The organism is Amycolatopsis coloradensis, assembly GCF_001953865.1.
Lineage (GTDB): Bacteria > Actinomycetota > Actinomycetes > Mycobacteriales > Pseudonocardiaceae > Amycolatopsis > Amycolatopsis coloradensis.
The window spans coordinates 72,925-97,465 of record NZ_MQUQ01000041.1 but is presented as its reverse complement, the minus strand read 5'-3'; the positions used below and the strand labels follow the sequence as shown (position 1 = coordinate 97,465).

Below are 24,541 nucleotides of genomic sequence, written 5' to 3'. Positions count from 1 at the left end.
CCCGTCCACGCCGGGCATCCTCGACCGATCATCCCTGGCTCCCGGTCTTTGGTGGCAGGACAGGAAGGCGGACCATGGACACCCGAGGCAGCAACCCCCGTGCCGAGCTGTTGCGGCGACGGCTGCGAGGTTTCGGTACTGTGGAGACGGCCGGTGGGATCACCCCGGCGCCCCGGGACCGGCCGTTGCCGCTTTCGTTCGCCCAGCGCGGGTTGTGGTCGCTCGACCAGATCCGGCCGGGTGGCGCCGACTACCTGATGCCGGTGCGGTTACGGCTGCGCGGTGAGGTGAACGTCCCGGCGCTGCGCCGGGCGCTCGATGAGATCGTGGCCAGACACGAGGTGTTGCGTACTCGGTACCAGGGCGGAGGTCCCGGCGGCGAGCCCGTGCAGGTGGTCGACGAGGCGGGTCCGGCACCCTTCGAACGGCTCGACCTCGCCGACCGGCCGGAGTCGCTCGACGGGGTGCTGGCCGACGCCGGGGCCAAGACGCTCGACCTGGCCGGGGAATGGCCGCTGCGGGCATTGCTGGTCAGACTGTCCGATGTGGACCACGTGCTTCTCCTGTCCGTGCACCACATCGCGTCGGACGGCTTGTCGGAGTCGATCATGCTGTCCGAATTGGACAGTCTGTACGCGGCGTTCGCCGACGGCCGTCCGTCTCCGCTCGGCCCGCTCGCGGTGCAGTACGGCGACTTCGCCGTGTGGCAGCGCGAGCGGCTCACCGGTGGTCTGCTCACCGAGAAGATCGAGTACTGGCGCAAGCAGCTCGACGGGATCGTCCCGCTCGAACTACCGACAGATCGTCCTCGTGGCCCGGTCCGCGACAGCGCGGGGGCCACCGTGCCGATCACCGTTCCCAGTTCGGTCGCCGACGCTCTGACCCGGCTCGGCCGGGAGCACGGTGCGACGCCGCATATGGTGCTGCTGGCGGCTTTCCAGGTGTTGCTCGGCCGCTACACCGGCCAGACCGACATTGTCGTCGGCAGCCCGGTCGCCGGGCGCGGACAAGACCGGACCGCGGACCTGATCGGCATGTTCGTCACCATGATCGCGCAGCGCGCCCACGTGTCCGCCGATCTGTCCTTTGTGGAGTTCCTGTCCCGGGTGCGGGCGACCGCGCTGGACGCCTACACCCACCAGGACATGCCGTTCGACCTGGTGGTCGACGAGCTCGCGGGGGAGCGCGACCTGTCCCGCACCCCGCTGTTCCAGGTGGTGTTCCAACTCGGTGACGACGGCGAGCCGCGCCACCTGCCTGGCCTCGGCGCCGAACCGGAGTCCCCGGGGTGGGACGTGGCGAAGTTCGATCTGGACCTCACCCTCACCACCCGCCCGGACGGTTCGATCGCCGGGCAGCTGGGCTACGCCACGGCTTTGTTCGACGCCGCGACCGCACGCCGGATGTCCGGCCACTTCGTCCGTTTGCTGGAGAGCATCGCCGCGGAGCCGGACGGCCGGGTCGGCGGGCTCGCCATGCTGGGCGACGAGGAACGCGGGCGGTTGCTGGCGGCCGGGAACGGCCCCGACCTGACTTTCCCGGCCGACGAGAGCCTGTCCGAGGTGTTCGCCGCACAACTCGCGCGAACCCCGGACACCGTCGCCGTGACCTGTGCCGGCGAGCACCTGACCTACGCCGAACTCGACGCGCGGGCCAACCGGCTCGCCCACCGGCTCCGCTCGCTCGGCTCGGCACCGGGCCGGTTGGTCGGGGTCAGCCTCGACCGGGGGCTCGACCTCGTGGTCGCGCTGCTGGGCGTGCTCAAATCCGGCGCGGGTTACGTGCCGCTCGACCCCGCCCAGCCCGCCGAGCGGCTGGCCATGATGCGGGCCGACGCCGACGTCGACATCGTGGTCAGCCGCGGTGAGCCTGCCGCGTGGCTGGCAGGCGAGCCGGTCACCGCGGTGCTGCTCGACCAGCTCGGCCCCGACGTGCCGGAGACCGAGCCGGAACCCCTGGCAGGGCCGGGCGACGTGGCGTACGTGATCTACACGTCCGGCTCCACCGGACGGCCGAAGGGTGTCCCGGTCACGCACGCGAACGTGGTGCGGCTGCTGCGATCCAGCGCGGCCGACTTCGCCTTCGGCCCCTCCGATGTCTGGACCCTGTTCCACTCGTACGCCTTCGACTTCTCGGTGTGGGAGCTGTGGGGCGCGTTGCTGCACGGCGGGCGCCTCGTCGTCGTGCCGTTCGAGACATCCCGTTCCCCATGGGACTTCTTGGAACTGCTGAGCACCGAGGGCGTCACGGTGCTCAACCAGACACCGTCGGCGTTTCGCCGGCTGATCGACGCGGTCGCCGAGGCGGAGACCCCGCCCGGGTCGCTGGCGCTGCGAGCCGTGGTGCTCGGTGGCGAGGCCGTCGATGTGGCCGACGTGGCGCCGTGGTTCGCCAGGTTCGGCGACGAACGGCCCGCGGTGGTCAACATGTACGGGATCACCGAGACGACCGTGCACGTGACCTACCGCAGGCTGCGGGCCGAGGACACCACCGCGGGCCCGCGCAGCCCTCTCGGCCGCCCGTTGCCCGACCTGCGCGTCTACCTGCTCGACGGCAACCTCGACCCGGTGCCGGTCGGCGTACCCGGTCAGCTCTACGTGTCCGGGCCGGGGCTCGCCCTCGGCTATCTCGGCCGCCCGGAACTGACCGCGGACCGGTTCGGCCCCGATCCGTACGCGCCGCGTCCCGGCGCCAGGATGTACCGCACCGGCGACCTCGCCCGCCGCACCCTCGACGGTGACCTGGAGTTCGTCGGCCGGGCCGACGACCAGGTCAAGATCCGTGGCCACCGGATCGAGCCGGGTGAGGTCGAGGCGGCATTGGCGGGCCACGCGGCGGTCGCCCGTGCCGTGGTGCTCGCCCGTCGTCGGCCGGGGGACTGGGAACACCGCCTGGTCGCCTACGCGGTGCCGGTCGCCGGTCGTCGGCTGGACTCGGCGGACCTGCGCGACCACCTCAGCCGGTTGCTGCCCGCCTACATGGTGCCCGCGGTGTTCGTGCCGCTGGACCGGTTCCCGGTGACGGCCAACGGGAAGATCGACCGGGCCGCCTTGCCCGAACCGTCCGCGGACCCCGCGACGACAGCGGATTCGGTCGCTCCCCGCGACCCCGGGGAACGGGCGATGGCCGAAGTCTGGAGCACGGCGCTCGGTGTCGGATCGATCGGTGTGCACGACAACTTCTTCGCGCTGGGCGGTGACTCCATCCGGGCCATCCAGGTGGTGGGCTTGCTGCGCAAACAAGGCCTGCCGGTGACCGTGCAGGATCTGTTGCTGCATCAGACGGTCGAGAGCCTGACCCGGGTCGCCGGAGCGGCGGCGGGACCCGTCGAGGACCGGCGGGTCGCCCCGTTCGAGCTGATCGGCGAGGCGGACCGGAAGGCGCTGCCGGACGACGTCGCCGACGCCTACCCGATGTCGATGGGCCAGACCGCGATGGTCTACGAGATGGTGGCGGACAGGGACATCAGCCTCTACCACAACGTCACGCTGTTCCCGATCGTGGACGACGCCCCGTTCTCGCTGCCCGCGCTGCGGGAAGCGGCGGTGCTTCTGGTGCGGCGGCACGAGATCCTGCGCACGAGCTTCGACCTGACCACCTACCGGGAGCCCATGCAGCTGGTGCGCCGTAGCGCCCCGATGGAGGTCGGCTACGACGATCTGCGCGAGGTTCCCGAGCAGGCCGACGCGGTGCTGGGGGAGTTCGTCGCCGAAACGCGCCGACAGCCGCTCGACGTCACGCGAGCACCGCTGGTGCGCTTTCACGTGCACCAGACCGCGGAGCGCCGGTGGACACTCTCGTTCACCGAGTGCCACGCGGTCCTCGACGGCTGGAGCCATCACTCGCTGCTCGAAGAGCTGCTGGACACCTACCGCAGCCTGCGGGACGGGCTCACGCCGACGCTCCCCGCACAGGCACCGGTGCGCTTCGCCGACTTCATCGCGCACGAGAAGCGTTCTCTCGAGTCCACTGTGGACCAGGAGTTCTGGCGCGACCGGCTGGATCGCCACGACCCGGTCGGCCTGCCGCCCGGCTGGGCGGCGGCGCCGAGCGCGGACGGCCTTCCCCGCCAGGTCAGCGTGCGCTACGCCGATCTGGAGCCCAGGTTGCGTGCGCTGGCCGCGGCGGCGGGCGCCTCACTGAAGACGGTGCTGTTCACCGCGCATCTCAAGGTGCTGAGCACGATCAGCGGGTCCCGGAAATTCCACGCCGGCCTGGTGCACAACGGCAGGCTGGAGGAACCCGGCGGTGAGCTGGCCAGGGGGATGCACCTCAACCCGCTTCCGGTGTGCGTCGACCTGACCGCGAAGACCTGGACCGGGCTCGTCCGGCAGGTGTTCGCCGAGGAGGTGGCCGTGTGGCCGCACCGGCGGTTCCCGATCGGCGAGCTGCAGCGGCGCTGGGGTGGCGGACGGTCGTTGGTCGACATCTCGTTCACCTACCTGGACTTCCACGTCTTCGACACCCAGCGGGTGGAGACGGCGAAGATCGTGGACGAGAGTTACAACGGGTTCGGCGTGGACGTGGTGAGCTTCCCCGGCGTCCTGCTCTTCCGGGCACAGGCCGACCGGATCGCCCCGGCCCACGCGCCCGCAATCGCCGAGATGTACCGGCGGGTGCTCGAAGCCATGGCCGCCGACCCGGACGGTGACGCCCGCGGTGCCGCGCTCGGCCCGGCCGAGACCGAACGGCTGCTGTCGTTCGCGGACGGCCCGGCCGCCGGATACCCGGACGCGTGCGTGCAGGAACTGTTCGAACGCCAGGTCGCCCGTACCCCGGACGCGACCGCGCTGCGGTGCGCGGACGGGACCACGGTCAGCTACGCCGACCTCAACGCCCGCGCGAACAGGCTGGCCCGCCATCTGCGGGGGCTTGGCGTCGAACAGGAATCGGTGGTCGGCGTACTGCTGCGCCGCGGCCCGGAGTTGGTGACCGCACTGCTCGCGGTCCTCAAGTCCGGCGCGGCCTACCTACCGCTCGACCATGGCCATCCGGCGAAACGGCTGGCCACGGTGCTGACCGAGGCGAACGTGAGCACGGTGGTCACCGAGTCCGTCCTGGCCGACCGGGTGCCCGGTACCGCGACGGTCCAGGTCGAAGACCCGGCCATCGCCACTCACCTGGACGACGACCTCGGCCGGACCGCGACGCCGGGGATGCTCGCCTACGTCGTCTACACGTCCGGTTCGACGGGCACTCCGAAGGGAGTCATGGTCGAGCACCGCAACCTGGTCAACTACCTGTGCTGGCGTGCCGAGCCGACCGCTGCGGCGGGTTCCCCGATGTATTCGTCGATGGCCTTCGACCTGCCGGTGACGTCCTTGTTCCCCGCGCTGCTGTCCGGTGGATCGGTCACCCTCACCCCCGACGACGGCACCCCGACGATCGAGGCATTGATCGGGACTCTGAGCGAGGGCGGGTTCGGTCTGGTCAAGCTCACCCCGTCGCATCTGGTGGCGCTCAACCAGCTACTGCCCGCCGAGGCACTCTCCGGCGCGGCGGCCCGGCTCGTCGTCGGCGGCGAGGAGCTGACAAGGGAAATGCTCGCCGAGTGGACCCAGCACGCGCCGGACACCTTGGTGGACAACGAATACGGGCCGACCGAGGCCACCGTCGGCTGCGCCTCGCACGTGAGCGCGGCCGGTGACCTCGACGCGGGGCCGGTGCCGATCGGCCGCCCCGGCGCCAATACCGTGCTGCGCGTACTGGACGCCGACCTGGAGCAGGTCCCGATCGGTGTGCTCGGCGAGCTGTACATCGGCGGCGCGCAGCTGGCCCGCGGCTACCGCGGCCGCCCCGACCTCACGGCGGACCGGTTCGTACCCGACCCGTACGCCGACGGCCGTCGCCTGTACCGCACCGGCGACCTGGCCCGGTACCGGCCCGACGGCGTGCTGGAGTTCGCCGGCCGGGCGGACGACCAGGTCAAGATCCGCGGGTACCGGGTGGAACCGGGCGAGGTCGAGGCGGTGCTGCGAGCCCACACCGAGCTGCGCGACGTGGCCGTGCGCGCCCGCCGGACCGCCCGCGGCGACCGGGAACTGGTCGCGTACCTGGTGCCGTCGCACGAGGGGCTGGATCCGGCCGGTCTGCCCGGCCTGCTGGCCGGTGTCGTGCCGGAGTACCTGATCCCGTCCGCGTGGGTGGTGCTCGACGCACTGCCCACCACGCCCAGCGGCAAGCTCGACACCAAGGCGCTGCCCGAACCGACGGCCACCACCCGCGCCGCACTGGCCCCGCGCACCGCGGTGGAGAACATCATCGCCACCGTGCTGGCCAAGGCTCTCGGGATCGACCGGGTGGGGGTGGACGTCCCGTTCAGCGATCTGGGCCTGCACTCGATGCTGATCACCCGCGTGCTGGTCGAGCTGCGCGACGAGCACGGCCTGCCGGTGGCTTTACGGGACTTCTACGAGCACCGCACGGTGATCGCTCTGGCCGAGGCGGTGGACCCGGCCAGCGAGGGCGGCTTCCGCCCCACCGAGGCGGCAGCGATGGAAGCCACGGCGGAATGGGCACGGGAGGCCGTCGTGTGGCTGCGCCGCACCGGTACGAAGCCACCGCTGTTCTGCATGTACCCGGGTGGCGGCCTGTGGTACGTCCGGCTGGCCGAGCAGCTGAGCGCCGATCGGCCGGTGGCCGCGCTGGAGTGGCCGGGCCTGCACCGCGACACACCGTCGCCACAGAGCATCGCGAGCGTGGCCGCGCTGTTCGTGGAGCAGATCCGCACCGTGCGCCCGCAGGGGCCCTACCACCTGCTCGGCTGGTGCGGCGGGGGACTGGTCACCGGCGAGATGGCCCGCATCCTGCACCGCGACGGCGATCGGCTCACGCTGATGCTGCTCGACCCGGCGCAGGACTTCTACAAGCGGGACAACATGTGGGAGGAGACCGCCATGTTCAACCGCGGCGAGGACCTCCTCGAACAGCTCGACAACACCACGGATCCCGACGAACTCGCCGAGATCCACCGCCAGTTCGCGGAGGTGCTCGACTACATCATCGACGAGGGCACCAAGGAACCTCCCGTGCCAGGGGACCCGTTCTGGCCGCGCCGGATGCGGGTGTGGCGGGAGCTGACCCAGGCGATGCTCGGCTACCGCCAGCGTCCCTACCCCGGCCGGACCAACCTGCTGGTCGGCGACGAACTGGCCGAAGGCCTGCACGAAGCCAACTTCGGGCAGACCTACGCGCAGTACCGGGACCGCTGGGTCAAGCTGGCGCCGGGCGGGCTCAAGGTCCATCGGGTCGGCGGCGACCACCTGGGCGTGCTGCGCCCGCCGCACGTGGCGAACCTGGCCGAGCTGCTGACCACGCTGATGAAGGCCACGGAGGAAGCGTGACGCGGGTGCCGGGCGATCCCGCGGTCGACCTGGAGCAGACGCCTGACCTCGGCAGAGGTGACGCCTTCGTCCCTGGGCCGCGGTGGCGACCGTGACTCGCGTGCTCAGACACGTGACTCGCGTGCCTGGACCCTACGGCTTCCGGGCACCCGAGATCCGTCTCCGAGCACGCGAGTGCGGTGCCACGCGACGGCCGTCGTCGTTCAGATCAGCCCGGCGCGGACCGCGTGCGCGACGGCATGAGCACGGTTGCGCACCTGGAGCCGCGCCATCAGCTCGTAGATGACGTTCTTCACGGTGTGCTCGGAACAGGACAGCCTCCGTGCGATGTCGGCGTTGGCGTGCCCGTCCGCCACCAGCGTGAGCACCGTGAGCTGACGCTCGGTGAGTGACGCGACCGGTTGGACACCGACGGGCATGGACAATTCGGCGCCACCGCTGAGCAGGCGGACCAGCACCCCGTACGGCAGCCTGCTTTCCCCGTTCACGGCGGAATGCACGGCGGCGCCGAACTGATCCGGTGTCGCTTCGGGAGTCTGCAACAGAATCCGTGCCCCGGCCCGGAAGGCACGCAGCACACCGGCCGAGGTGAGGGTGTCGGCGGCGACGATCAACCGATGGCCGCTCGGATGCGGCGTCGCCGCACAGGCGGTCAACGCCTGGTCGATCGTGCCGCCCGCCGCCACCACCACGGTGCCGGGCGCGGCCGCGACCGGAATCCCCGCCTGCCGTAACTTCGCGACCACGGCTTCCCGGACGGCGGCGCCCGCCGCGCATACCTGCACGCTGATCACAGCAACCTGGCCCGTAACGCGTAAGCGACGGCATGCGCCCGATTGCGCAGCCGGAATCGCTGGGTGATGTCGTGCACGACGCCCGTCACCGTGCGCGCCGAGTAAGACAGCTGCCGGGCGATCTCGTCGGTCTCGTAGCCTTCGGCGACCAGGCGCAGCACCGCGTGTTCGCGTTCGCTGAGTCCGGCGCGTGCCCACGCCTGCGGCGCGACCGGTGGCTGGGTTTCCGTTCCCTGCTCGAGCACCCTGTCGATCAGATCCGGTGGCATGGTGCAGTCGCCGATGACGGCGGCGAGCACGGCGCGGGAGAGCCGGTTCGCGCTGGCCTCTCGCCTTCGCAGCAGGCCATGCGCGCCCGCCGCGATCGCGTGCAGCGCGTCGCCCGGCGAAAGCTCGGTGGCGAGCAGGACGACCTCGGGCCGGTGCGGCTGATTCCGGGTGGTGCGCACGACGTCGAGCACCTTGTCGTCGACGAGGTCCACGACCACGACCGTCGCGTCCTCTTCCTCCCCGTTCGTCACCACGGTCAGTTCCGGGCTGCCGCCGAGTGTACTGCCGATGCCTGCCTCGAGTACCGGATCGGCCGCGTCCACACTGACCCTCGCGGGCTCTTCCATGCCTTTCTCCCCTTTCCCCGTTTCCGTCGTCCAGTCTTATCCGCCGGTCCGTCGGTTGTCTTCCTCGCTACGAATGAATTCCGGTACCGCTGATACGCATATTTGCTCACTTCGCGTGAATTTCACCGTAGCCACGGGACCGTTCGCCGACGCAGGGACAAACGCGCAACCGGTGCCCGCCCCGATCTTGCCGCTCTTTCCCTGCCGTCCCACCACATCGCGCAGCAGGCTGTGGCGAGGACACCTCGGAGGTTGCCATGGCCGAACCGGCGCGCCGCCACCTGATCTCCCTCGCCGATTTAGCGGACACCGATCTGCGTTTGATCGTCCGTCGCGGCGTCGAGTACGCGCAATGCCGCCCAACGGGTGAGCGACCCTTGCGCGATTTGGTTGCCGGTATTTTGTTCCGCAAAACGTCGACAAGAACACGGACGTCGTTTTCCGCCGGAGCACTCCGGCTCGGCGCGCAGTTGGTCACCTATGGTCCCGGTGATCTTCAGGAGAACACCGGCGAGACCATCGAGGACACCGCGGCCGTGCTGTCGGGCATGCTCGATGTGCTCGTGGTGCGGACCGCCGGCGATGAAGCCGAGCTCCGCGCCTATGCCGTGAATCGGCGGATGGCCGTGATCAACGCGATGTGCGCGGACGAGCATCCCACCCAGGCCCTCGCCGACCTCACCACGCTCGCGCAGCGGTTCGGGAAGGTCGAGGGACTGCGCGTGCTCTACGTCGGCGAGGGCAACAACACCGCGTCGGCGTTGACCCTGGCGCTGTCCCGGTATTCCGGCACGGCGCTGTACCTGCGCACGCCGCCGGGATATGGCGTCGCCCAACGGTTCCTGGACCGGGCCCAGCTCAACGCCAAGCACACCGGCGCGTTGGTGGAGGAGCGGCACGACATGGCCTTCCTGCCCCCGGTCGACGTGGTCTATACCACGCGCTGGCAGACGACGGGCACGGTCAAACACACGGAGAACTGGCGTGAGGTGTTCGCCCCGTTCCAGGTCGGGGCCGCGGTGATGGCCGGAACCGGTGCCGAGGTGTTCCTGCACGACCTGCCCGCGCACCGCGGCGAGGAGGTCACCGCGGAGGTGCTCGACGGGACGGCGAGCCTCGCTTTCCGGCAGGCGGAGAACAAATACCACAGCGCCCGCGCCGTCCTCGAATGGTGCGCGGTCCCCGAAACCCGTGGAGATCCGGTGCGTCATGTCTGACGAAGTCCTGCTGTCCGGCGGCGAATGGCGGCTGTGGAGGGAGTTCGCCCTGCGTGGCCCGGGATTCCCCGCCTCCGGAGTACTGCGGTTGGCTCCGTTCGGACTAGCCGAAGCGGCGGACGGCTTCGCCGAGGATGCCAGGCTCACCGGTCCCGAGTGGCTCGCGTTCGAGGAGCGGTTCGCCGACGCGATGGTGGGCAACGTCAAGGAACTCCAGGAGATCGCCGCCTTGCCGGCGTTCCAGGCCGCGGTGGCGTGGCAGAACCCGGCCCTCCTCCAGCGGGGGATCGGCTTGTTCCTGGCGTGGGACCCCTCGGCGGAGGGGCGCACCAGCAAGCGGCGTGAACGTGAGGAGCTGGTGGCGCACTACTGGCAACGGTTCTGCGTGAAGAACGACACGATCGGCTTCTTCGGGCCGGTGGGATGGGGACGGTGGGACGAGTCGGTCGACGGTATGGCCGTCGAGCCGGGTTCCGGCCTGGTCGCCGAGTCGAACGTCTATTTCTCGAGCTGGGCGGTGGACGCGGTCGCCCTCACGGTCGGCGCGGATCCCCGGTTGCGGGCTTGGATCGCGCCGCGCCGAGTGTCCTTCGTCCGGGTCACCGGAGACTCGGTGCGCATGCCCGGCCGTCCCCCGCAACGAATCCAGCCGCTCGAAAGCGAGATTCTCGGGCGCTGCGACGGTATCCGCCGTCCGGTGGAGATCGCGGCAGGCCTCGATCACGAGGTGGCCGAAGACGAGGTACTGTCCATATTGGACGAACTGGTGCGGCGCCGTCTGATCGTGTGGCGGCTGGAGGTGCCGACCTGCGCCCATCCCGAGCACTACCTGCGGACCGTGCTGGACCGGATCGCGGACCCTGACCTGCGGCGCGACGCGCTGTCCAAGGTGGCGGTGCTCGAGCGTGGCCGGGACCGGATCCAGGCCGCCGGGAACGACGCGGGCGCCTTGTCGGCGGCGTTCACCGAGCTGGAGACCGAATTCGAGGCGCTGACCCAGGTCGCGGGGCAACGCGCCAAGGGTACGCGGACCGCGCCGTGCCGGGCACTGATCTACGCCGACTGCCGCCGGTCCGCCACCGTCCGGATCGGTACCGCGATCCGCGACGAGCTGACCCCGCTTTCGTTGTGCCTCACCGCCGCCCGGTGGATGACGGGCCGGTTCGCCCACGTCGTCGGGAGCCGCGTCCGACAGGCTTACGAGCGTCTGCGGGACCGGGACGGGAGCGTGGATCTCGCGTCGTTGTGGATGGAGTGCCTGCCCGCCCCGCACGGCGAGTCGATCGCCGACATCGACCGGATCCAGCGCGAACTGCGCGACCGCTGGGCGCGGATCCTGGACGTCCCCGAAGGCGCCCGTCGCGTCCGCCTGTCCAGTGTGGACATCGCGGACCGGGTACGGGAGGAGTTCGGCGAGACCGGTCCGAGCTGGCCGCAGGCCCGGTACATCAGCCCGGACGTGCTGGTCGTCGCCGACGACGCCGCCGAAGTGGCACGCGGGAACTTCGAACTGGTCCTCGGCGAGCTGCACGTCGCGATGAACACTTCGAGCACCTCGCTGTGGGTGATGCAGCATCCGGACGCCGATCGGCTGCTCGCCGAGACCGCGACCGACTTCCCCGGGCCGCGCCTGCTGCCGATGCTGCCGAAGGAACAGCCGCCGCGATGGTCGGCACGCAGCCGGATCTCCTTGGACCGGCCGGAGGACTACTACGTGGCCTTGGTGGACCACACGGTCGATCCGGAGCGCGGGCGGACGGTGCTGAGCGCCGACGTCCTGGTCGAAGAACAGGGTGACGGGCTGGTGGCCGTGCTGCCCGACCGTGCGGAGTTCGACGTGCTGGACGTGTTCAGCAACGCGATGACCAACCGGGTCATGGACCGGTTCACCCTGCGGTCGCTCACCGCCCATTCGCCACGGGTGACGGTGGATCGGCTGGTGGTGGCGCGGGAGTCGTGGTCGATCGCGGTGGGAGAGATGGCTTTCGTGTCGGAGAAGTCGGAGGCCCGGCGGTTCGTCCTCGGCCGCCGGTGGCGCGACGGCCTGGGGTTGCCGCGTTTCGTGTTCGTGGTGGCGCCGGGGGAGCCTCGTCCGTTCTATGTGGACTTCGACGCTCCGGTGTACGTGAACATCTTCGCGAAGGCGGTGCGACGGCTGGCGCGTCGGGATCCGGGCGGCCGGTTGGTGATCACGGAGATGTTGCCGTCACCCGAGCAGGTGTGGCTGACCGATGACGAGGGTGGGCGTTACACGTCCGAACTACGCTTCGTCGCGGTCGACCAGTCCGCCCGATGATCGTCAAGGCGCCCTGGCTCGGCGCGGCCGACGTGGTGGAGGCGGCGCACCGGACCGCCGGCCGGATCCGCCGCACACCTCTGCTGCCGGTGGGCGGCCTGCCGCACCTCCTGCTCAAGGCCGAGCACTTGCAGCACGGCGGCTCGTTCAAGACACGCGGCGCGGCGAACGCGATGCTCGACCTGGCCGCGACCCACGTGGTGACCGGCTCGTCGGGCAATCACGGGATCGCGGTCGCGCGGCTCGGCGCGGAGCTGGGCGTGGGGGTGACCGTCGTCGTCGCGGGGGGAGCGCGGGCCGACAAAGCCGCCGTCATCGCCGGACTCGGCGCCCAGGTGCTCGAAGTGACCGGCGGAGTGGCCCAACGGGACCGGTTCGCGCGCGACCACGCCGCGGACATCGGCGCCGTGTTCGTACCGTCCTCGGACCACCGGCTGGTGGTCGCCGGCGCGGGCACCGTGGGGATGGAGGTCTTCGCCGAGATCCCCGACCTCGACGCGATCTTCGTGCCGACCGGTGGCGGCGGCCTGCTGGCCGGTGTGTGCCTCGCCGCGGAGGGACTGCGCGGGACACCGCGGATCGTCGGCGTGGAACCGGTGGGGGCGAGGCGTTACGCCCGTTCGCTGGCGGCCGGATACCCGGTCGAAGTGCCGCCGTCCGGCACGGTGGCCGACGGGCTGCGTGGTCAGCGGCCGGGTGCGATCCCGTTCCCGATCATCCAGCGCCGGGTCGACGAGCTGGTCGAGGTCACCGACGAGGAGATCCTGGCGGCGATGGACCTGTTGCACCGCAACGGAGTCGAGGCGGAGCCGAGCGGGAGCGCCGCCTTCGCCGGAGCCTTGCGGGCCCGGTTCACCGGCCGGGCCGTCGCCATCGTCTCCGGCGGCAACACACCCCGGCGCTGCCGCGCCGCGGACACGGCCTAGGAGCGTTACCAGCATGGTGTGGTTGAACGAAAAGTGGCGGCTGTGGGACCAGTTCGCGGTCCGGGGCGCGGGTTTCCCCGCCGCGGGTGTCCTGCGGTTGGCGCCGGCCGGGCTGGCGGCCGCCGCGGACCAGTTCGACGCGGGCACGCGGCTGTACGGGCAGGCGTGGGACGTGTTCGACAAGCAGTTCGCCGCCTCGGCCGTGGAAACCGCCGTCGAACTCCAGGCGATCGCGTCCTCACCCGGGTTCCGGGCCGCGGTCGAGTGGCAGAATTCCACGATCTGGCGGACCGGTGTCGAATCCTTCCTGGCGTGGGAGCCGTCGGTGGCGGGCCGGACCAGCAAACCGCGACAGCGTGAGGAGCTGGTGGCGCAGTACTGGCAACGGTTCTGCGTGAAGAACGACACGATCGGGTTTTTCGGCCCCGTGGGCTGGGGGCGGTGGGACGAGTCGGTCTCCGGTGTCGAGATCGAACCCGGTTCCGGTTTGGTCATGGCTTCGAACGTCTACTTCGCCGGCTGGGCGGTCGACGCGGTCGCCCGCACCATCAGCGCTGATCCGCGGTCGCTGAACTGGGTGGCGCCGCGCCGGGTGCCGTTCGTCCGGGTGGCCGATGGCCTGGCGTACCTCCCCGGACGGGCGCCACAGGAGATTCCGAGGGAACTCCTTCGCGTTCTCGACCAGTGTGACGGCGTCCGTACCGCACAGGCGATCCAACAGGACCTGGGGCCCGGCGTCGACGTGGCCGCCGCGGTGGCGGAGCTGGTGCGGCGCCGGTGGGTCGTCTGGCGGCTGGACATCCCGGCGAGCGCGCGTCCCGAGCGGTATCTGCGGTTCTGGCTGGCGGCCGTCGGTGACGCCGAACTCCGGGAGCACTGGCTCGCCCGGTTGGCCGAGCTGGAGCGCGGCCGCGATCGGGTCCGGGCGGCGACGTCGGGGGACCTGCCTGCCGAACTGGGCGCGCTGGAGACCGGTTTCACGACGTTGACCGGCACGGCGGCCACCCGTGCCAAGAACACGAACACCGCCCCCTGCCGCGGTCTGGTCTATTCCGACTGTGTCCGCGCGGCGCGGACCCGGCTCGGCACCGACATGCTGGCCGACCTCGCCCCGCTGGACCTGCTGCTGACCAGCGCGACCTGGCTGACCTCCAGGCTCGCCGACGCGGTTTTGAGCCACGCCCGGCGAGTCCACACCGATCTGGCGGCCACCGGACCCGTCGACCTCGCCGCGTTCTGGTTCGCGTGCATGCCGATCCTGCACGGTTCGGCGGTGACCGAGGCCGCGGCACTCCGCCATGAGCTGTCCTGCCGATGGTCGCGGATCCTCGACGCCCCAGCCGACGCCCGCCGGGTCCGAGTGTCCAGTGTGGACATAGCGGACCGCGTGCGGGACGCGTTCGGCGAGACGGTCCCGGGGTGGGGCATGGCCCGCTACCTCAGCCCGGACGTCTTCGTCGTCACCGGTGACGACGCCGGGATGGTGCTCGGAGAGCTGCACGTCGCGTCGAACACCCTCGGTGCCTCACTGTTCGTCAACCAGCACCCTGCGCGCGACGAGCTGCTCGCCGAGACCGAAGCCGACTTCCCCGGCCCGCGCCTGCTGCCCATGCTGCCCAAGGAACACCGGTCCCGGCTGTCCGCCCGGATCCGCTATTCCTTGGACCGGCCGGAGGACTACTATGTGGCACTGGTGGACCACACGGTCGACCCGAAGCGCGGGCGGACGGTGCTGAGCGCCGACGTCCGGGTCGAGGCGCGGGGCGACCGGCTGGTGGCGGTGTTGCCCGACCACGCGGAATTCGACGTGCTCGACGTGTTCGGGCACGTGCTGACCACACTGGCGATGGACCTGTTCCGGATCATGCCGGACGCGGACCATTCGCCTCGGGTGACGGTGGATCGGTTGGTGGTGGCGCGGGAGTCGTGGTCGATTCCAGTGGGGGAGATGGCTTTCGTGGCCGAGAAGTCGGAGGCGAGGCGGTTCGTCCGTGGTCGTCGATGGCGGAATGCCCTGGGGTTGCCGCGTTTCGTGTTCGTGGTGTCGCCTGAGGAACCTCGTCCGTTCTATGTGGACTTCGACGCTCCGGTGTACGTGAACATTTTCGCGAAGGCAGTGCGGCGGCTGGAGCGTCAGGATCCGGCCGGACGGCTGCTGATCACGGAGATGCTGCCGACGCCGGAGCAGGCCTGGCTGACCGACGACGCGGGAAATCGCTACAGCGCCGAACTACGCTTCGTCGCCGTGCGCGCGGAATAGCCGTTTGTCTGCGTGTTCTTCCCTGCGAAAGACGTTCGCCGCCCGGCAGTCTTGGTGGCATGCTGATCCTGTCCCATGGTGACGTTCGGCGGGTTCTCGACGGTGCGGAGCACGAGGTCCTGGCCGCCGTGCGTGCCGCTTACGTCCTGCACGCCCAAGGCCGGACGGCCGTGCCACACTCGGTGTTCCTGCGCTTTCCCGGCGACGAACGCAACCGGATCATCGCGCTGCCCGCCTTCCTGGACACCCCCGAGGCGCCGGTCGCCGGTGTCAAATGGGTGTCGTCCTTTCCCGGCAACGTGGCCGAAGGGCTGGACCGGGCGTCGGCGGCGATCATCCTCAACTCGATGAGAACCGGCCATCCCGAGGTGTTCATCGAGGGCGCGACCATCTCGGCGCGGCGCACCGCGGCGAGCGCGGCGGTCGCCGCCGCCACTCTCGGCACCTCCGGCTCCGGGGTTTCCCTCGTCGGCTGCGGCGTGATCAACTTCGAGGTGCTGACGTTCCTGCGGACGCTGTACCCGGAATGGGACTCGGTCACCCTGTTCGACCTCGACCAGGCCCGGGCGAGCGCCTTCGCGGACCGGTGCGCCGCCCGGTGGCCGGACACGAAGGTCGACGTCGTCGCCAGGATCGAAGACGCTGTCGCCGCACACCCGTTGGTGTGCCTGGCGACCAGCGCCACGGTCCCGCACCTGGACGCCTCGCGCTGCCGGCCTGGGTCCCTGATCCTGCACCTGTCCCTGCGCGACCTCACCCCGGAAACGATCCTTTCCAGCGTCAACGTCGTCGACGACGCCGACCACGTCTGCCGGGCCGCGACGTCACTGCACCTCGCGGAGCGGCAGGCAGGTCATCGCGACTTCATCGCCCACTCGCTCGGTGAACTTCTCCTCGCCGACGGTCAGCGCTCACCGAACACCGACGCCCTCACCGTCTTCTCGCCCTTCGGCCTCGGCGCGCTGGACCTCGCCCTCGCGGACCTCGTCCACCGGCGCGCCCGCGAACTCGGCCTCGGTACCCGCGTTCCCGACTTCCTCGGCACCGTGTCCGCCTGAGAGATCGGCAGGCTATTGTCCCGGCGTGAGGATCCCCGAGTTCATCTGACCTTGACAGGGCGTCGCTCGGCGATCTTCCGGTGGAAGCACACTCGATCGTGCCCGGCGCCGTCGTAGTCGGTGTGCACGGGCAGACCATCGATCACCCGGTCGCCGGTTTCGAGCGTGAATCCCATCGCGCGGTGAAAGGCGATGGAACCGGTGTTACCCGGCGAGGTGATCGCCCGCACTTCCGTGCGTCCCGCCTCGGCGGCGCGCTGGAAGAAGGTCGTGTACAGACGTCGAGCCGCGCCCTGCCCGCGAAGCTTCGGGTCCACACCCACGAAATGGATGTACGCCTCGACGTCGTTGTCGGCGGAGTAGAAACCGACAAGGAACGCCCTGATGCCGTCCTCGTCCTCCAGGACCAGGCTGGTGCTGGAAAAGAACTGCAAGAACAGTTTGGGGAGCAGGAGCGAAAGCTCGCGAGCCTGCTCGGGGGTGCGTGAGTCGCCCCACCACTGCTGCACGCGGCGCACGATCGCGCCGTGGTCGGAGACGCGGGCCTGGCGCATGTCGTTTCCTTTCGGAGTCAAGGTCGCGGCACCGTTCTACCAGTGGAAGTGGACGGTGTGATCGACGCCTGGAGCCGCGAAAGCGAGCAGCCGCAAAGCTTCCGCTTCGATCGCGGCACGATCGGCGGTGGCGATCGGGCGCAAGGGCACCACGGTGAGTGCGCCCGTCCGGTCCTTCGTCCAGGTCGCCGCCACCGTTCCGTCGACGAGCACGGTAGCGGCGACCGCCGCGCCCTGACAGACCTGACGCCGGATCTCCTCGGTCATCACCCGGGTCCGGTCGGCGTGCGCGAGCAGCGTCGCGTCGAACTCCGGGAGCAGCCGGACGGGCACGGGCAGCTCCGCCGGCGGCAGTTCGCGGTCCGGCAGGTCGAACAGCTCACGGCCCGATTCGTCGGTGTAGGTGCGCAGTTCCGGCCGGAGCCGCTCGAAGACCTCACGCAGTCCTCCCACCCCGGACCAGCTCCGCGCGTCGGCGACGGTGGCCGGACCGAACGCGGCCAGGTAGCGACGGACCATTTCGCCCACGTCCTCGGCGGTGGCGGACTCGGGCACGCCGGGAAAGGCGGCGAACGGGGTCGCGCCGCGGTTGCCCCACGTTCCGCTCGGCGCCGGGTGCACCACGGGGAGCAGGTATTGCACGGTCCAGCCGAGCGCGTTCGGATCGGTGTCCGGCCGGGTACTGGCGAGCGCGCGCCCGAGTTCGGGGCGGGTGAGTGCGGCGCCGTCGGTGAGCAGTCCGGCCGCGTCGGTGACGAGCGCGTCGAGGTCGACCCCGGCGGTGCGGCCGCCGAAGGCGTTGCGCTGCACCCGCCGCAGCAGCGGCGCCAGCACCGGCCGGATGAGCCGGAAGTCCGCCGCCGACATCAGGTGCTGGGTGGCCCGCATCATTGTCGACCGCACGAGGACGCCGTTCTCGATGGCGACGGTGAGATCCTCGATGGCGAACCGTTCGAGCCGGTTCCAGAGCGCGAGGTACGGCAGCTCCGGGTCCTGCGCGTTGAGGCCGAAGAGGTGCTCGGTCGCCGCGGCCACGCCGAGATCGGCGCGGTCGAGCAGTAGTTGCCTGCCGAGGAGGGCGCGGCCGAGCGCCCGCGGGCTCAGCACCGCGGTCCCGCGGGCGCCCATCTCAGCGCACCTTCCGGAAGAACACGCGGACATCGCCGACCAGCGCGTCCGGTGCTTCCATGGCGAGGAAATGCCCGCCGTGGCCGAGTTCGGTCCAGTGCACGACGTGGTGGTCGCGCTCGGCCCAGCGGCGGACGGTCACATCGTGTGCGGACACGAGCACCCCGGTGGGCACGGTCGGTGTCACCGCGGCGCCCCAGCCGCCGGAATCCCAGTCGCTCGCCGAGATCTCCTCGTAGTAGAGCTGTGCCGCCGAACCGGCCGTGCCGGTGAACCAGTACAGCGAGACGGTGGTGAGCATGCGGTCGCGATCCACGCACTGCTCGGGCAGGGCGTCTTCCGGCATGGTGAGTTCTTTGAATTTCTCCACGATCCACGCGAGCTGACCGGCGGGCGAGTCGTGCAGGCCGTAGGCCACCGTCTGCGGGCGTTTGGAGTTGCACTGCAAGTAGCCGTCGTTGAAGTTCCGCATCGAGTCCCAGCGACGCTGGTCAGCCTCGGAAAGGTCGTCCAGTTCGCCTTCGGCCCCGATCGGGAACGAAATCATCGCGTTGAGGTGCACCCCGAGCACGTGCTCCGGATCCTGCTTGCCGATCTCCGGCCCGACCCAGGAGCCGGTGTCGTAGCCCTGCACGCCGTACCGCTCGTAACCGAGCGCGGCCATCAGCCGGACGAAGAGGCCGGCCATCTTCGCGGCGTTCATGCCCGGGCCGGCCAGCGGCGTCGAGAAACCGAACCCCGGCAGGGACGGGATCACCAGATGGAAGGCGTCGGCCGGGTCGCCGCCGTGCGATCTCGGGTCCGAGAGCGGCCCGATCACGTCGAGGAAGTCGGTCACCCCGCCCGGCCAGCCGTGCAGCAGGACCAGGGGAGTGGCGTCCGGCTCGGGAGAGCGCACGTGCAGGAAGTGCAGGCGCTGACCGTCGATGGCGGTGACGAACTGCGGGTGGGCGTTGAGCGCGGCTTCCTGTGCCCGCCAGTCGAATCCGTCGCGCCAGTACTCGGCGAGTCCGGTGAGGTAGCCGACGGGCACGCCCCGGGTCCAGCCGACTCCCGGTAGCTCGCCGGGCCACCGGGTGGCGGCCAGCCGCGCGGCGAGGTCGTCGAGCTCGGCCTGCGGGATGTCGATCGAGAAGGGGCGGATGTCCTGTGTCATGGGAACCACGCTAGAAGCAGGTTAGGACAGGTTCGGTCCTAACCGTCGGGCAAGATGGAACCCATGCTGGAAACGTCGGCACGGCTGCTGAAACTCCTCTCGCTGTTGCAGACCCACCGCGACTGGCCGGGCACCGACCTGGCCGAACGTCTCGGCGTCACCACCCGGACCGTGCGGCGGGATGTCGAGCGGCTGCGGGAACTCGGCTATCCGGTGCACGCGCTGCAGGGCACGCCCGGCTACCGGCTCGGCGCGGGCGCGGCCCTGCCGCCGCTGCTGCTGGACGACGACGAAGCCGTCGCGGTGGCCGTCGGGCTGCGCACCGCCACCGGCAGTTCGGTCACCGGCATCGAGGAAACCGCGTTGCGCGCGCTCACCAAACTGGAGCAGGTGCTGCCGTCACGGCTGCGCCGTCGGGTGAACACGATGCAGACCGCGACCGTGCGCGCCGGGGTGGCGCCCGGCCCGCGGGTCTCGGCGGACGCGCTGATGACCATCGCGGAAGCCTGTCGTCGCCACGAACGGCTGCGTTTCGATTACCTCAGCCCGCGCGGCGGCGCTTCCCGACGGGACGCCGAGCCGTACCACCTGGTCAACTTCGGCAGGCACTGGTACCTCGTCGCTTTCGACATCGATCGCGACGACTGGCGCACCTTCCGCGTGGACCGCCTCACCCCGCGCACGCCGGCGGGCCCCCGGTTCGCGCCCCGCGAGCCGCCGTACGACGACGTCGCGACCTATCTGGCGCATCAGCTTTCCGCGCGTACCTGGCCGAGCCAGGCGACGGTCCGCCTGCACGAATCGGCCGACGCCGTGGCCGACCGGGTGTGGCCGGGAATGGGTGTCGTCGAAGCCGTCGACGAGCACGCTTGCCTGCTGCACCTCGGCGCCGGGACTCCGGCCGACCTGGTCTGGATGATCACCTCGGTGCAGACCGATTTCACCCTCCTCAACGGTCCGCCGGAACTCGCCGTCGCGCTCCGGCGGCAGGCGGAACGTTGTCTGGCCGCGATCGAGGCGGACCATTCGTGCTGAATCCGACCATGCGGTCGGAAAATAAACCTTCATCGAGGAAGTCGGCGAGTCGGAACTGGGACAAGAAGTCCGCACGGCTCCGAACGACTGAAGCCCTTGCCCGACTGTCGCCTCCCGGATGGACAGAGCCGAGGGGCCCGGATGAGTGTGTTTCTGACTTGGCTACACTGGAAAACTCGGACAACCGATGAAAGATCAAACAAGCCATCTCATCTAGTGTCCTTTATGGACAGTCATAAGCCTCAGGCGCTGAACCTTACGTTCCCGGCATTGACCCTGAGCGTAGGCAACGAGGCCTTTCACGGCGATGCTGGCCAGGTTGGCCAGCGAATCCGTTCCAGGGCTCAGGTAATGGTCATGGTCGGCCACGTCCGAGGTACCGAACACGCGGGCATCGAAGGCGGGGTCGGTGGGCTTGGTGCCGTGGCCGAGCCCGAACAAACGCACGCCGGGAACCCGCCGGACCCAGTCGCCACTGGACTGGCCCGCCCAGACGCGCGCCGTCGTACCCAGCTGCGCCACGGTGTTCACGCCCATCCCCGGGCTGCCGAACACGGCGATGTCGGTCACCCGCGGCGGGAACGCGGGCGCGGCGAGTCCGATCACCGTCGACCCGTAGCTGTGCCCCAACAGCGCGATCGTCGCTTGTGGACGGACAGCGGAGAGTCCGGCCACGAACCGGTTCAGCGCCACGGCACCTGTCCGCGCCAGATCCTCACGCGCCGCGGACACGTCGACTCCGTCCGGGGTGTCGTAGCCGAGCCAGGCGACCACCGCGAACCGGTCCTTGTCGGTCGTGCCGTACCTGGCAGCCGCTTCGCGCAGGTCGGCCGCTTGTACGGCGGGTGCCCGGTGGCGTTCGCCGCCCACGCCGGTCCAGAAGTTGTCCGCACGATTGGCCGCGCCGGGCACCAGGACAGCGATCCGGTCGGCCGCCGACAGGTCTCCGAACACTTGCGCCACCAGGCCGTCGCCGCGCGGGTCGAACAGCAGGAACTGCCCGTTCCGCTCACTGAACGGCGAACCGGCCGCTGTCATCGCCTGGTCGTTCGCCGCGTACCGCATCGCCGGGGGAGCGCCATCAAGCGCCCCCACCACTCCCGGGTACTCGCTCACCAGCCCACGCTGCTCGGCTTCGCTGACGGCGGCCAGGAAACGGTGCACCGCAACGGGATCCGTCCGCAACGGGTCCGGAAGACGGCGGCTGTCGGCAAGCCACGCAGCCGTTCCCGCCGGTGGCGTGATCCGCACGGCCTTCGGCGCGGCGAGGAGCGTGGGTGTCATCGTCACGGAGACGGCGGTGAGCGCCGTGACGAGTCTTCTGTTGAGTGCGTTCACCCGGAAAACAGTGTCGATTCCCCGTTTCCCCGGAATCGGCCCGTCGATCACAATGCGCGAGGCCGCGGGTAGCCCGTGGGAGTACGCCCACGAGTCGATGCCCGGCCGCCGATCTGCTGGCTATGATCACCGCATGGCAGCTACTCCCGGACTTTCGCTGGTCAGACGAGTGCCGGTGAGAGTCTGGACGGTTCTGTCGTGGGCCGGTCTCGTACTGTCGCCACTCGTCCTGTACCTCTGGATCGCGCTCGGTGGCCCGTTCACCGTTCTGCCACTTCTGGCCATGCTCTTGCCTTTCGGTGCCCTGCGGCGCCGACCACTGGTGGCATTGGGTGTGCTGCTCGCCGAGGCGATTGCGGTGGAGCTGCTGCCTCTGCCGTCTCCGAGCGCGTCGGGGTTGCACCAGTCCATCCGGTACTTGCAGGTCGTGACCGTGGATCTCGCCGTCGGCTGTATCGCGGCCACCCGGCGCCCGGGGGTCTCGGTCACGGCCGCGGTCCTCGCGCTCGTGGTCCAACTCGGGGTGGCCGCGACTGCCGAACTCTGGCCCGGCGATCTCGAAACCGCCGTTATCCCGTACGTCCTCGCGATCGTCACTGTCTGGGCGATCGGGACCATGATCGGTCAGCGTCGGCGGTTCCGCGAGGCGCAGCGGGCGCAGGCCGAGTTCCGTGCCGTTCAGGCGGAGCGGCTGCGGATCTCCCGTGAGGTGCACGACATGGTCGCGCACAGCATCGGCGTCATCGCCTTTCAGGCAGGCATGGGCAGCCGGGTCATCGACACCCAGCCGTCGGAGGCTCGCGACGCCCTGCGCGCGATCGAGGAAACCAGCCGGGACACACTGGCGGGGCTGCGCCGGATGCTCGGCACGCTCCGCCGCGCCGACGTCGGACCGGGCACCGCACCGCTGGACCCCGCGCCGGGTCTCGCCGACCTCGACGGCCTGGCCGCACGATCACTCGACGCCGGAGTGCGGGTGGATGTTCACCGGCGTGGTGGCCGTCAGCCACTCTCGCCGGACATCGACCTGTCCGCGTTCCGCATCGTCCAGGAGGCGGTCACCAACGTGATCCGGCACGCCGGCGTCCGCCGGTGCGAGGTGGTCGTCGACCAACGGGACAAGGAGTTGTTCATCGAGGTGACCGACGACGGGCAGAACAGTGCCGAGGGCACCGGGTACGGCATCCCAGGGATGCGCGAACGGGCGACGCTGCTGCGGGGAGAGTTCACCGCCGGACGCCGCCCCGAAGGTGGATTCCGCGTCGCGGCCCGGATTCCGATACCGGCAGGGAACAGGTGACGGTCCGGGTCGTCCTCGCCGACGACCAGCCACTGATCCGCAGCGGTCTGCGAGTCCTCATCGCCGACACCGACGACATCGCCGTGGTCGGTGAGGCCGGAACCGGGGCCGAGACGGTGCGAGTGGTCCGGGCCACGCGGCCGGACGTGGTGGTGATGGACATCCGGATGCCGAACATGGACGGTATCGAAGCCACCCGGCAGGTGATCACGGCCTCGGAACCGCCACGTGTTCTCGTGCTCACCACCTTCGACGAGGACGAATACGTGTACGCGGCGCTCCGGGCAGGCGCCAGTGGCTTCCTCGTCAAGGACATGGCGCTGGAGGACATCCTCGCCGCGATCCGCGTGGTCGCCGCCGGTGACGCGCTGATCGCGCCTGCCGTCACCCGCCGCCTGATCGCGGAGTTCGCCGCCCGTCCCGAGCCGGCGCCTGCCCGCCGACGGACCGACGGCATCACCGAACGGGAGCGCGAAGTGCTGACACTGGTCGGCCGCGGCAGGTCCAACAACGAGATCTCGGCCGAGCTGTACATCAGCGTGGCCACCGCCAAGGCACACGTGGCGCGCCTGTTCACCAAACTCGACGCCCGCGATCGCGTGCATCTCGTCATCATCGCCTACGAGATGGGCCTGGTGACGCCACCGCCGTGATCCCGTGGACGTACGCCCACGGGATACCTGCCGTCCCGTCCGGTGTGGTCGTCAGGCCGATGCCCAGGGACACCCGCGTACAGCACCCTTGTCGGGTGATCAACGTGAAGAGTTCCTTGCCCCGCCTGGACCGGCCGAGTCTGACGATCGGCATCGCCAACCTGCTCGCCCGCCGGACGTCCTGGCTGGACACCGAATTGCAGACGCTACCCGGTCTGGTCCGAGCGGGCGACGTATGTGTGGACGTGGGTTCGGCTGCCGGGCTGTACAGCCAGGCGCTGTCCCATCTGGCCGGGCCCGCGGGGCTGGTGCACACCGTCGAACCGCTGTCCTTCTCCCATCCGGTGTGGTCCCGTGTGCTGGCGGCACGGGGGCGCCCGAACGTCCGTCACCACGCCGTGGCACTGGGCGCCGAGCCTGGCCGGGCGACGATGAGGGTGCCCTTCGGTCCCTACGGACCGGCTACCAGCCGGTCCTTTCTCGCTTGGAAGACCCATGGTCTGGGCTCCAACGCGGAATACCGCGACCACGTCGACATGCTCGTCGACGTGGAGACCCTCGATGGGCTCTGTGCCGGCCTGGCCCGCCTCGACTTCGTCAAGATCGATGTCGAAGGAGGAGAACTCCATGTCCTGCACGGTGGAGAGCGGACCGTCGGGACGTTTCTGCCGACGATGCTCATCGAAATAGAGGCGCGGCACACCGCGCGATACGAGTATTCCCCGGACGACGTGGTGGAGTGGCTGAAGTGCCGCGGCTACGCCATGTACGCCTGGAAGCACGGGTGGCAGGCGGCCGACAGAGTGTGCTCGCACGCGAACAACTATCTCTTTCGGCCACCGAGCACTTCACGAACCGCGTGAGCA

16 protein-coding genes are annotated in these 24,541 nt (G+C 70.1%); 10 read left to right on the top strand and 6 right to left on the bottom strand.

Features of this window, described 5'->3' with window-relative positions:
* Positions 1-74: 74 nt before the first annotated feature.
* Positions 75-7,343, top strand: coding sequence for a non-ribosomal peptide synthetase (locus BS329_RS40825; protein ID WP_076168865.1), 7,269 nt, complete (start codon positions 75-77; stop codon positions 7,341-7,343).
* 203 nt (positions 7,344-7,546) lie between these two features.
* Here the strand turns inward: BS329_RS40825 and BS329_RS40820 are convergent, their stop codons facing one another.
* Together BS329_RS40820 and BS329_RS40815 are read right to left on the bottom strand one after the other, a co-directional pair.
* Positions 7,547-8,137, bottom strand: coding sequence for a response regulator transcription factor (locus BS329_RS40820; protein WP_084750862.1), 591 nt, complete (start codon positions 8,135-8,137; stop codon positions 7,547-7,549).
* Positions 8,134-8,754, bottom strand: a complete 621-nt coding sequence (locus BS329_RS40815; protein ID WP_076168863.1) for a helix-turn-helix transcriptional regulator — start codon at positions 8,752-8,754, stop codon at positions 8,134-8,136. The genes BS329_RS40820 and BS329_RS40815 overlap by 4 nt, the downstream gene beginning before the upstream one ends.
* 257 nt (positions 8,755-9,011) lie before the next feature.
* Between BS329_RS40815 and BS329_RS40810 the strand changes: the two genes are divergently transcribed.
* From BS329_RS40810 to sbnB, 5 genes are read left to right on the top strand one after another with little or no spacing between them, the layout of a single operon-like run.
* Entirely contained in the window at positions 9,012-9,971 is a 960-nt protein-coding gene (locus BS329_RS40810) for an ornithine carbamoyltransferase (protein WP_076168861.1), read from the top strand.
* Positions 9,964-12,267 (top strand): lantibiotic dehydratase, encoded by a 2,304-nt coding sequence (locus tag BS329_RS40805; RefSeq protein WP_076168859.1) that lies wholly within the window; start codon positions 9,964-9,966, stop codon positions 12,265-12,267. The genes BS329_RS40810 and BS329_RS40805 overlap by 8 nt, the downstream gene beginning before the upstream one ends.
* Entirely contained in the window at positions 12,264-13,193 is a 930-nt protein-coding gene (locus BS329_RS40800) for a threonine ammonia-lyase (RefSeq protein WP_076168857.1), read from the top strand. The genes BS329_RS40805 and BS329_RS40800 overlap by 4 nt, the downstream gene beginning before the upstream one ends.
* A 13-nt stretch (positions 13,194-13,206) precedes the next feature.
* The gene (locus BS329_RS40795; RefSeq protein ID WP_076168855.1) at positions 13,207-15,453 is read left to right on the top strand and encodes a lantibiotic dehydratase; all 2,247 of its coding nucleotides are present in this window, start codon (positions 13,207-13,209) and stop codon (positions 15,451-15,453) included.
* A 59-nt stretch (positions 15,454-15,512) separates the two neighbouring features.
* Positions 15,513-16,511, top strand: a complete 999-nt coding sequence (gene sbnB, locus BS329_RS40790) for a 2,3-diaminopropionate biosynthesis protein SbnB (protein WP_076168853.1) — start codon at positions 15,513-15,515, stop codon at positions 16,509-16,511.
* A 41-nt stretch (positions 16,512-16,552) separates the two neighbouring features.
* Here sbnB and BS329_RS40785 read toward each other — a convergent pair whose 3' ends face one another.
* Genes BS329_RS40785 through BS329_RS40775 form a run of 3 tightly spaced genes read right to left on the bottom strand, consistent with a single transcriptional unit; the run spans position 16,553 to position 19,349 of the window.
* Positions 16,553-17,065 (bottom strand): GNAT family N-acetyltransferase, encoded by a 513-nt coding sequence (locus tag BS329_RS40785; RefSeq protein ID WP_076168851.1) that lies wholly within the window; start codon positions 17,063-17,065, stop codon positions 16,553-16,555.
* Positions 17,066-17,101: 36 nt separating this feature from the next.
* A complete protein-coding gene (locus BS329_RS40780) occupies positions 17,102-18,193 on the bottom strand; it encodes a winged helix DNA-binding domain-containing protein (protein WP_076168849.1) in 1,092 nt (363 codons plus the stop codon).
* A 1-nt stretch (position 18,194) separates the two neighbouring features.
* Positions 18,195-19,349: an epoxide hydrolase family protein gene (locus tag BS329_RS40775; protein WP_076168847.1), complete on the bottom strand. Its 1,155-nt coding sequence runs from the start codon at positions 19,347-19,349 to the stop codon at positions 18,195-18,197.
* A gap of 63 nt (positions 19,350-19,412) precedes the next feature.
* Here BS329_RS40775 and BS329_RS40770 point away from each other — a divergent pair, with 63 nt between their 5' ends.
* Entirely contained in the window at positions 19,413-20,384 is a 972-nt protein-coding gene (locus tag BS329_RS40770) for a helix-turn-helix transcriptional regulator (RefSeq protein ID WP_076168915.1), read from the top strand.
* Positions 20,385-20,597: 213 nt separating this feature from the next.
* Here BS329_RS40770 and BS329_RS40765 read toward each other — a convergent pair whose 3' ends face one another.
* A complete protein-coding gene (locus BS329_RS40765; protein ID WP_084750859.1) occupies positions 20,598-21,722 on the bottom strand; it encodes an alpha/beta hydrolase in 1,125 nt (374 codons plus the stop codon).
* A 133-nt stretch (positions 21,723-21,855) separates the two neighbouring features.
* Between BS329_RS40765 and BS329_RS40760 the strand changes: the two genes are divergently transcribed.
* The 3 genes from BS329_RS40760 to BS329_RS40750 all read left to right on the top strand — a co-directional run bounded on the left by BS329_RS40760 (position 21,856) and on the right by BS329_RS40750 (position 24,538).
* On the top strand, positions 21,856-23,022 hold the full coding sequence (locus tag BS329_RS40760; protein ID WP_076168845.1) for a sensor histidine kinase: 1,167 nt from the start codon (positions 21,856-21,858) through the stop codon (positions 23,020-23,022).
* On the top strand, positions 23,019-23,675 hold the full coding sequence (locus BS329_RS40755; RefSeq protein WP_076168844.1) for a response regulator: 657 nt from the start codon (positions 23,019-23,021) through the stop codon (positions 23,673-23,675). Before BS329_RS40760 ends, BS329_RS40755 begins: the two co-directional genes overlap by 4 nt.
* 95 nt (positions 23,676-23,770) lie before the next feature.
* Complete coding sequence (locus BS329_RS40750; protein ID WP_158075893.1) at positions 23,771-24,538, top strand: FkbM family methyltransferase; 768 nt, start codon at positions 23,771-23,773, stop codon at positions 24,536-24,538.
* The last annotated feature ends 3 nt before the right edge of the window (positions 24,539-24,541 follow it).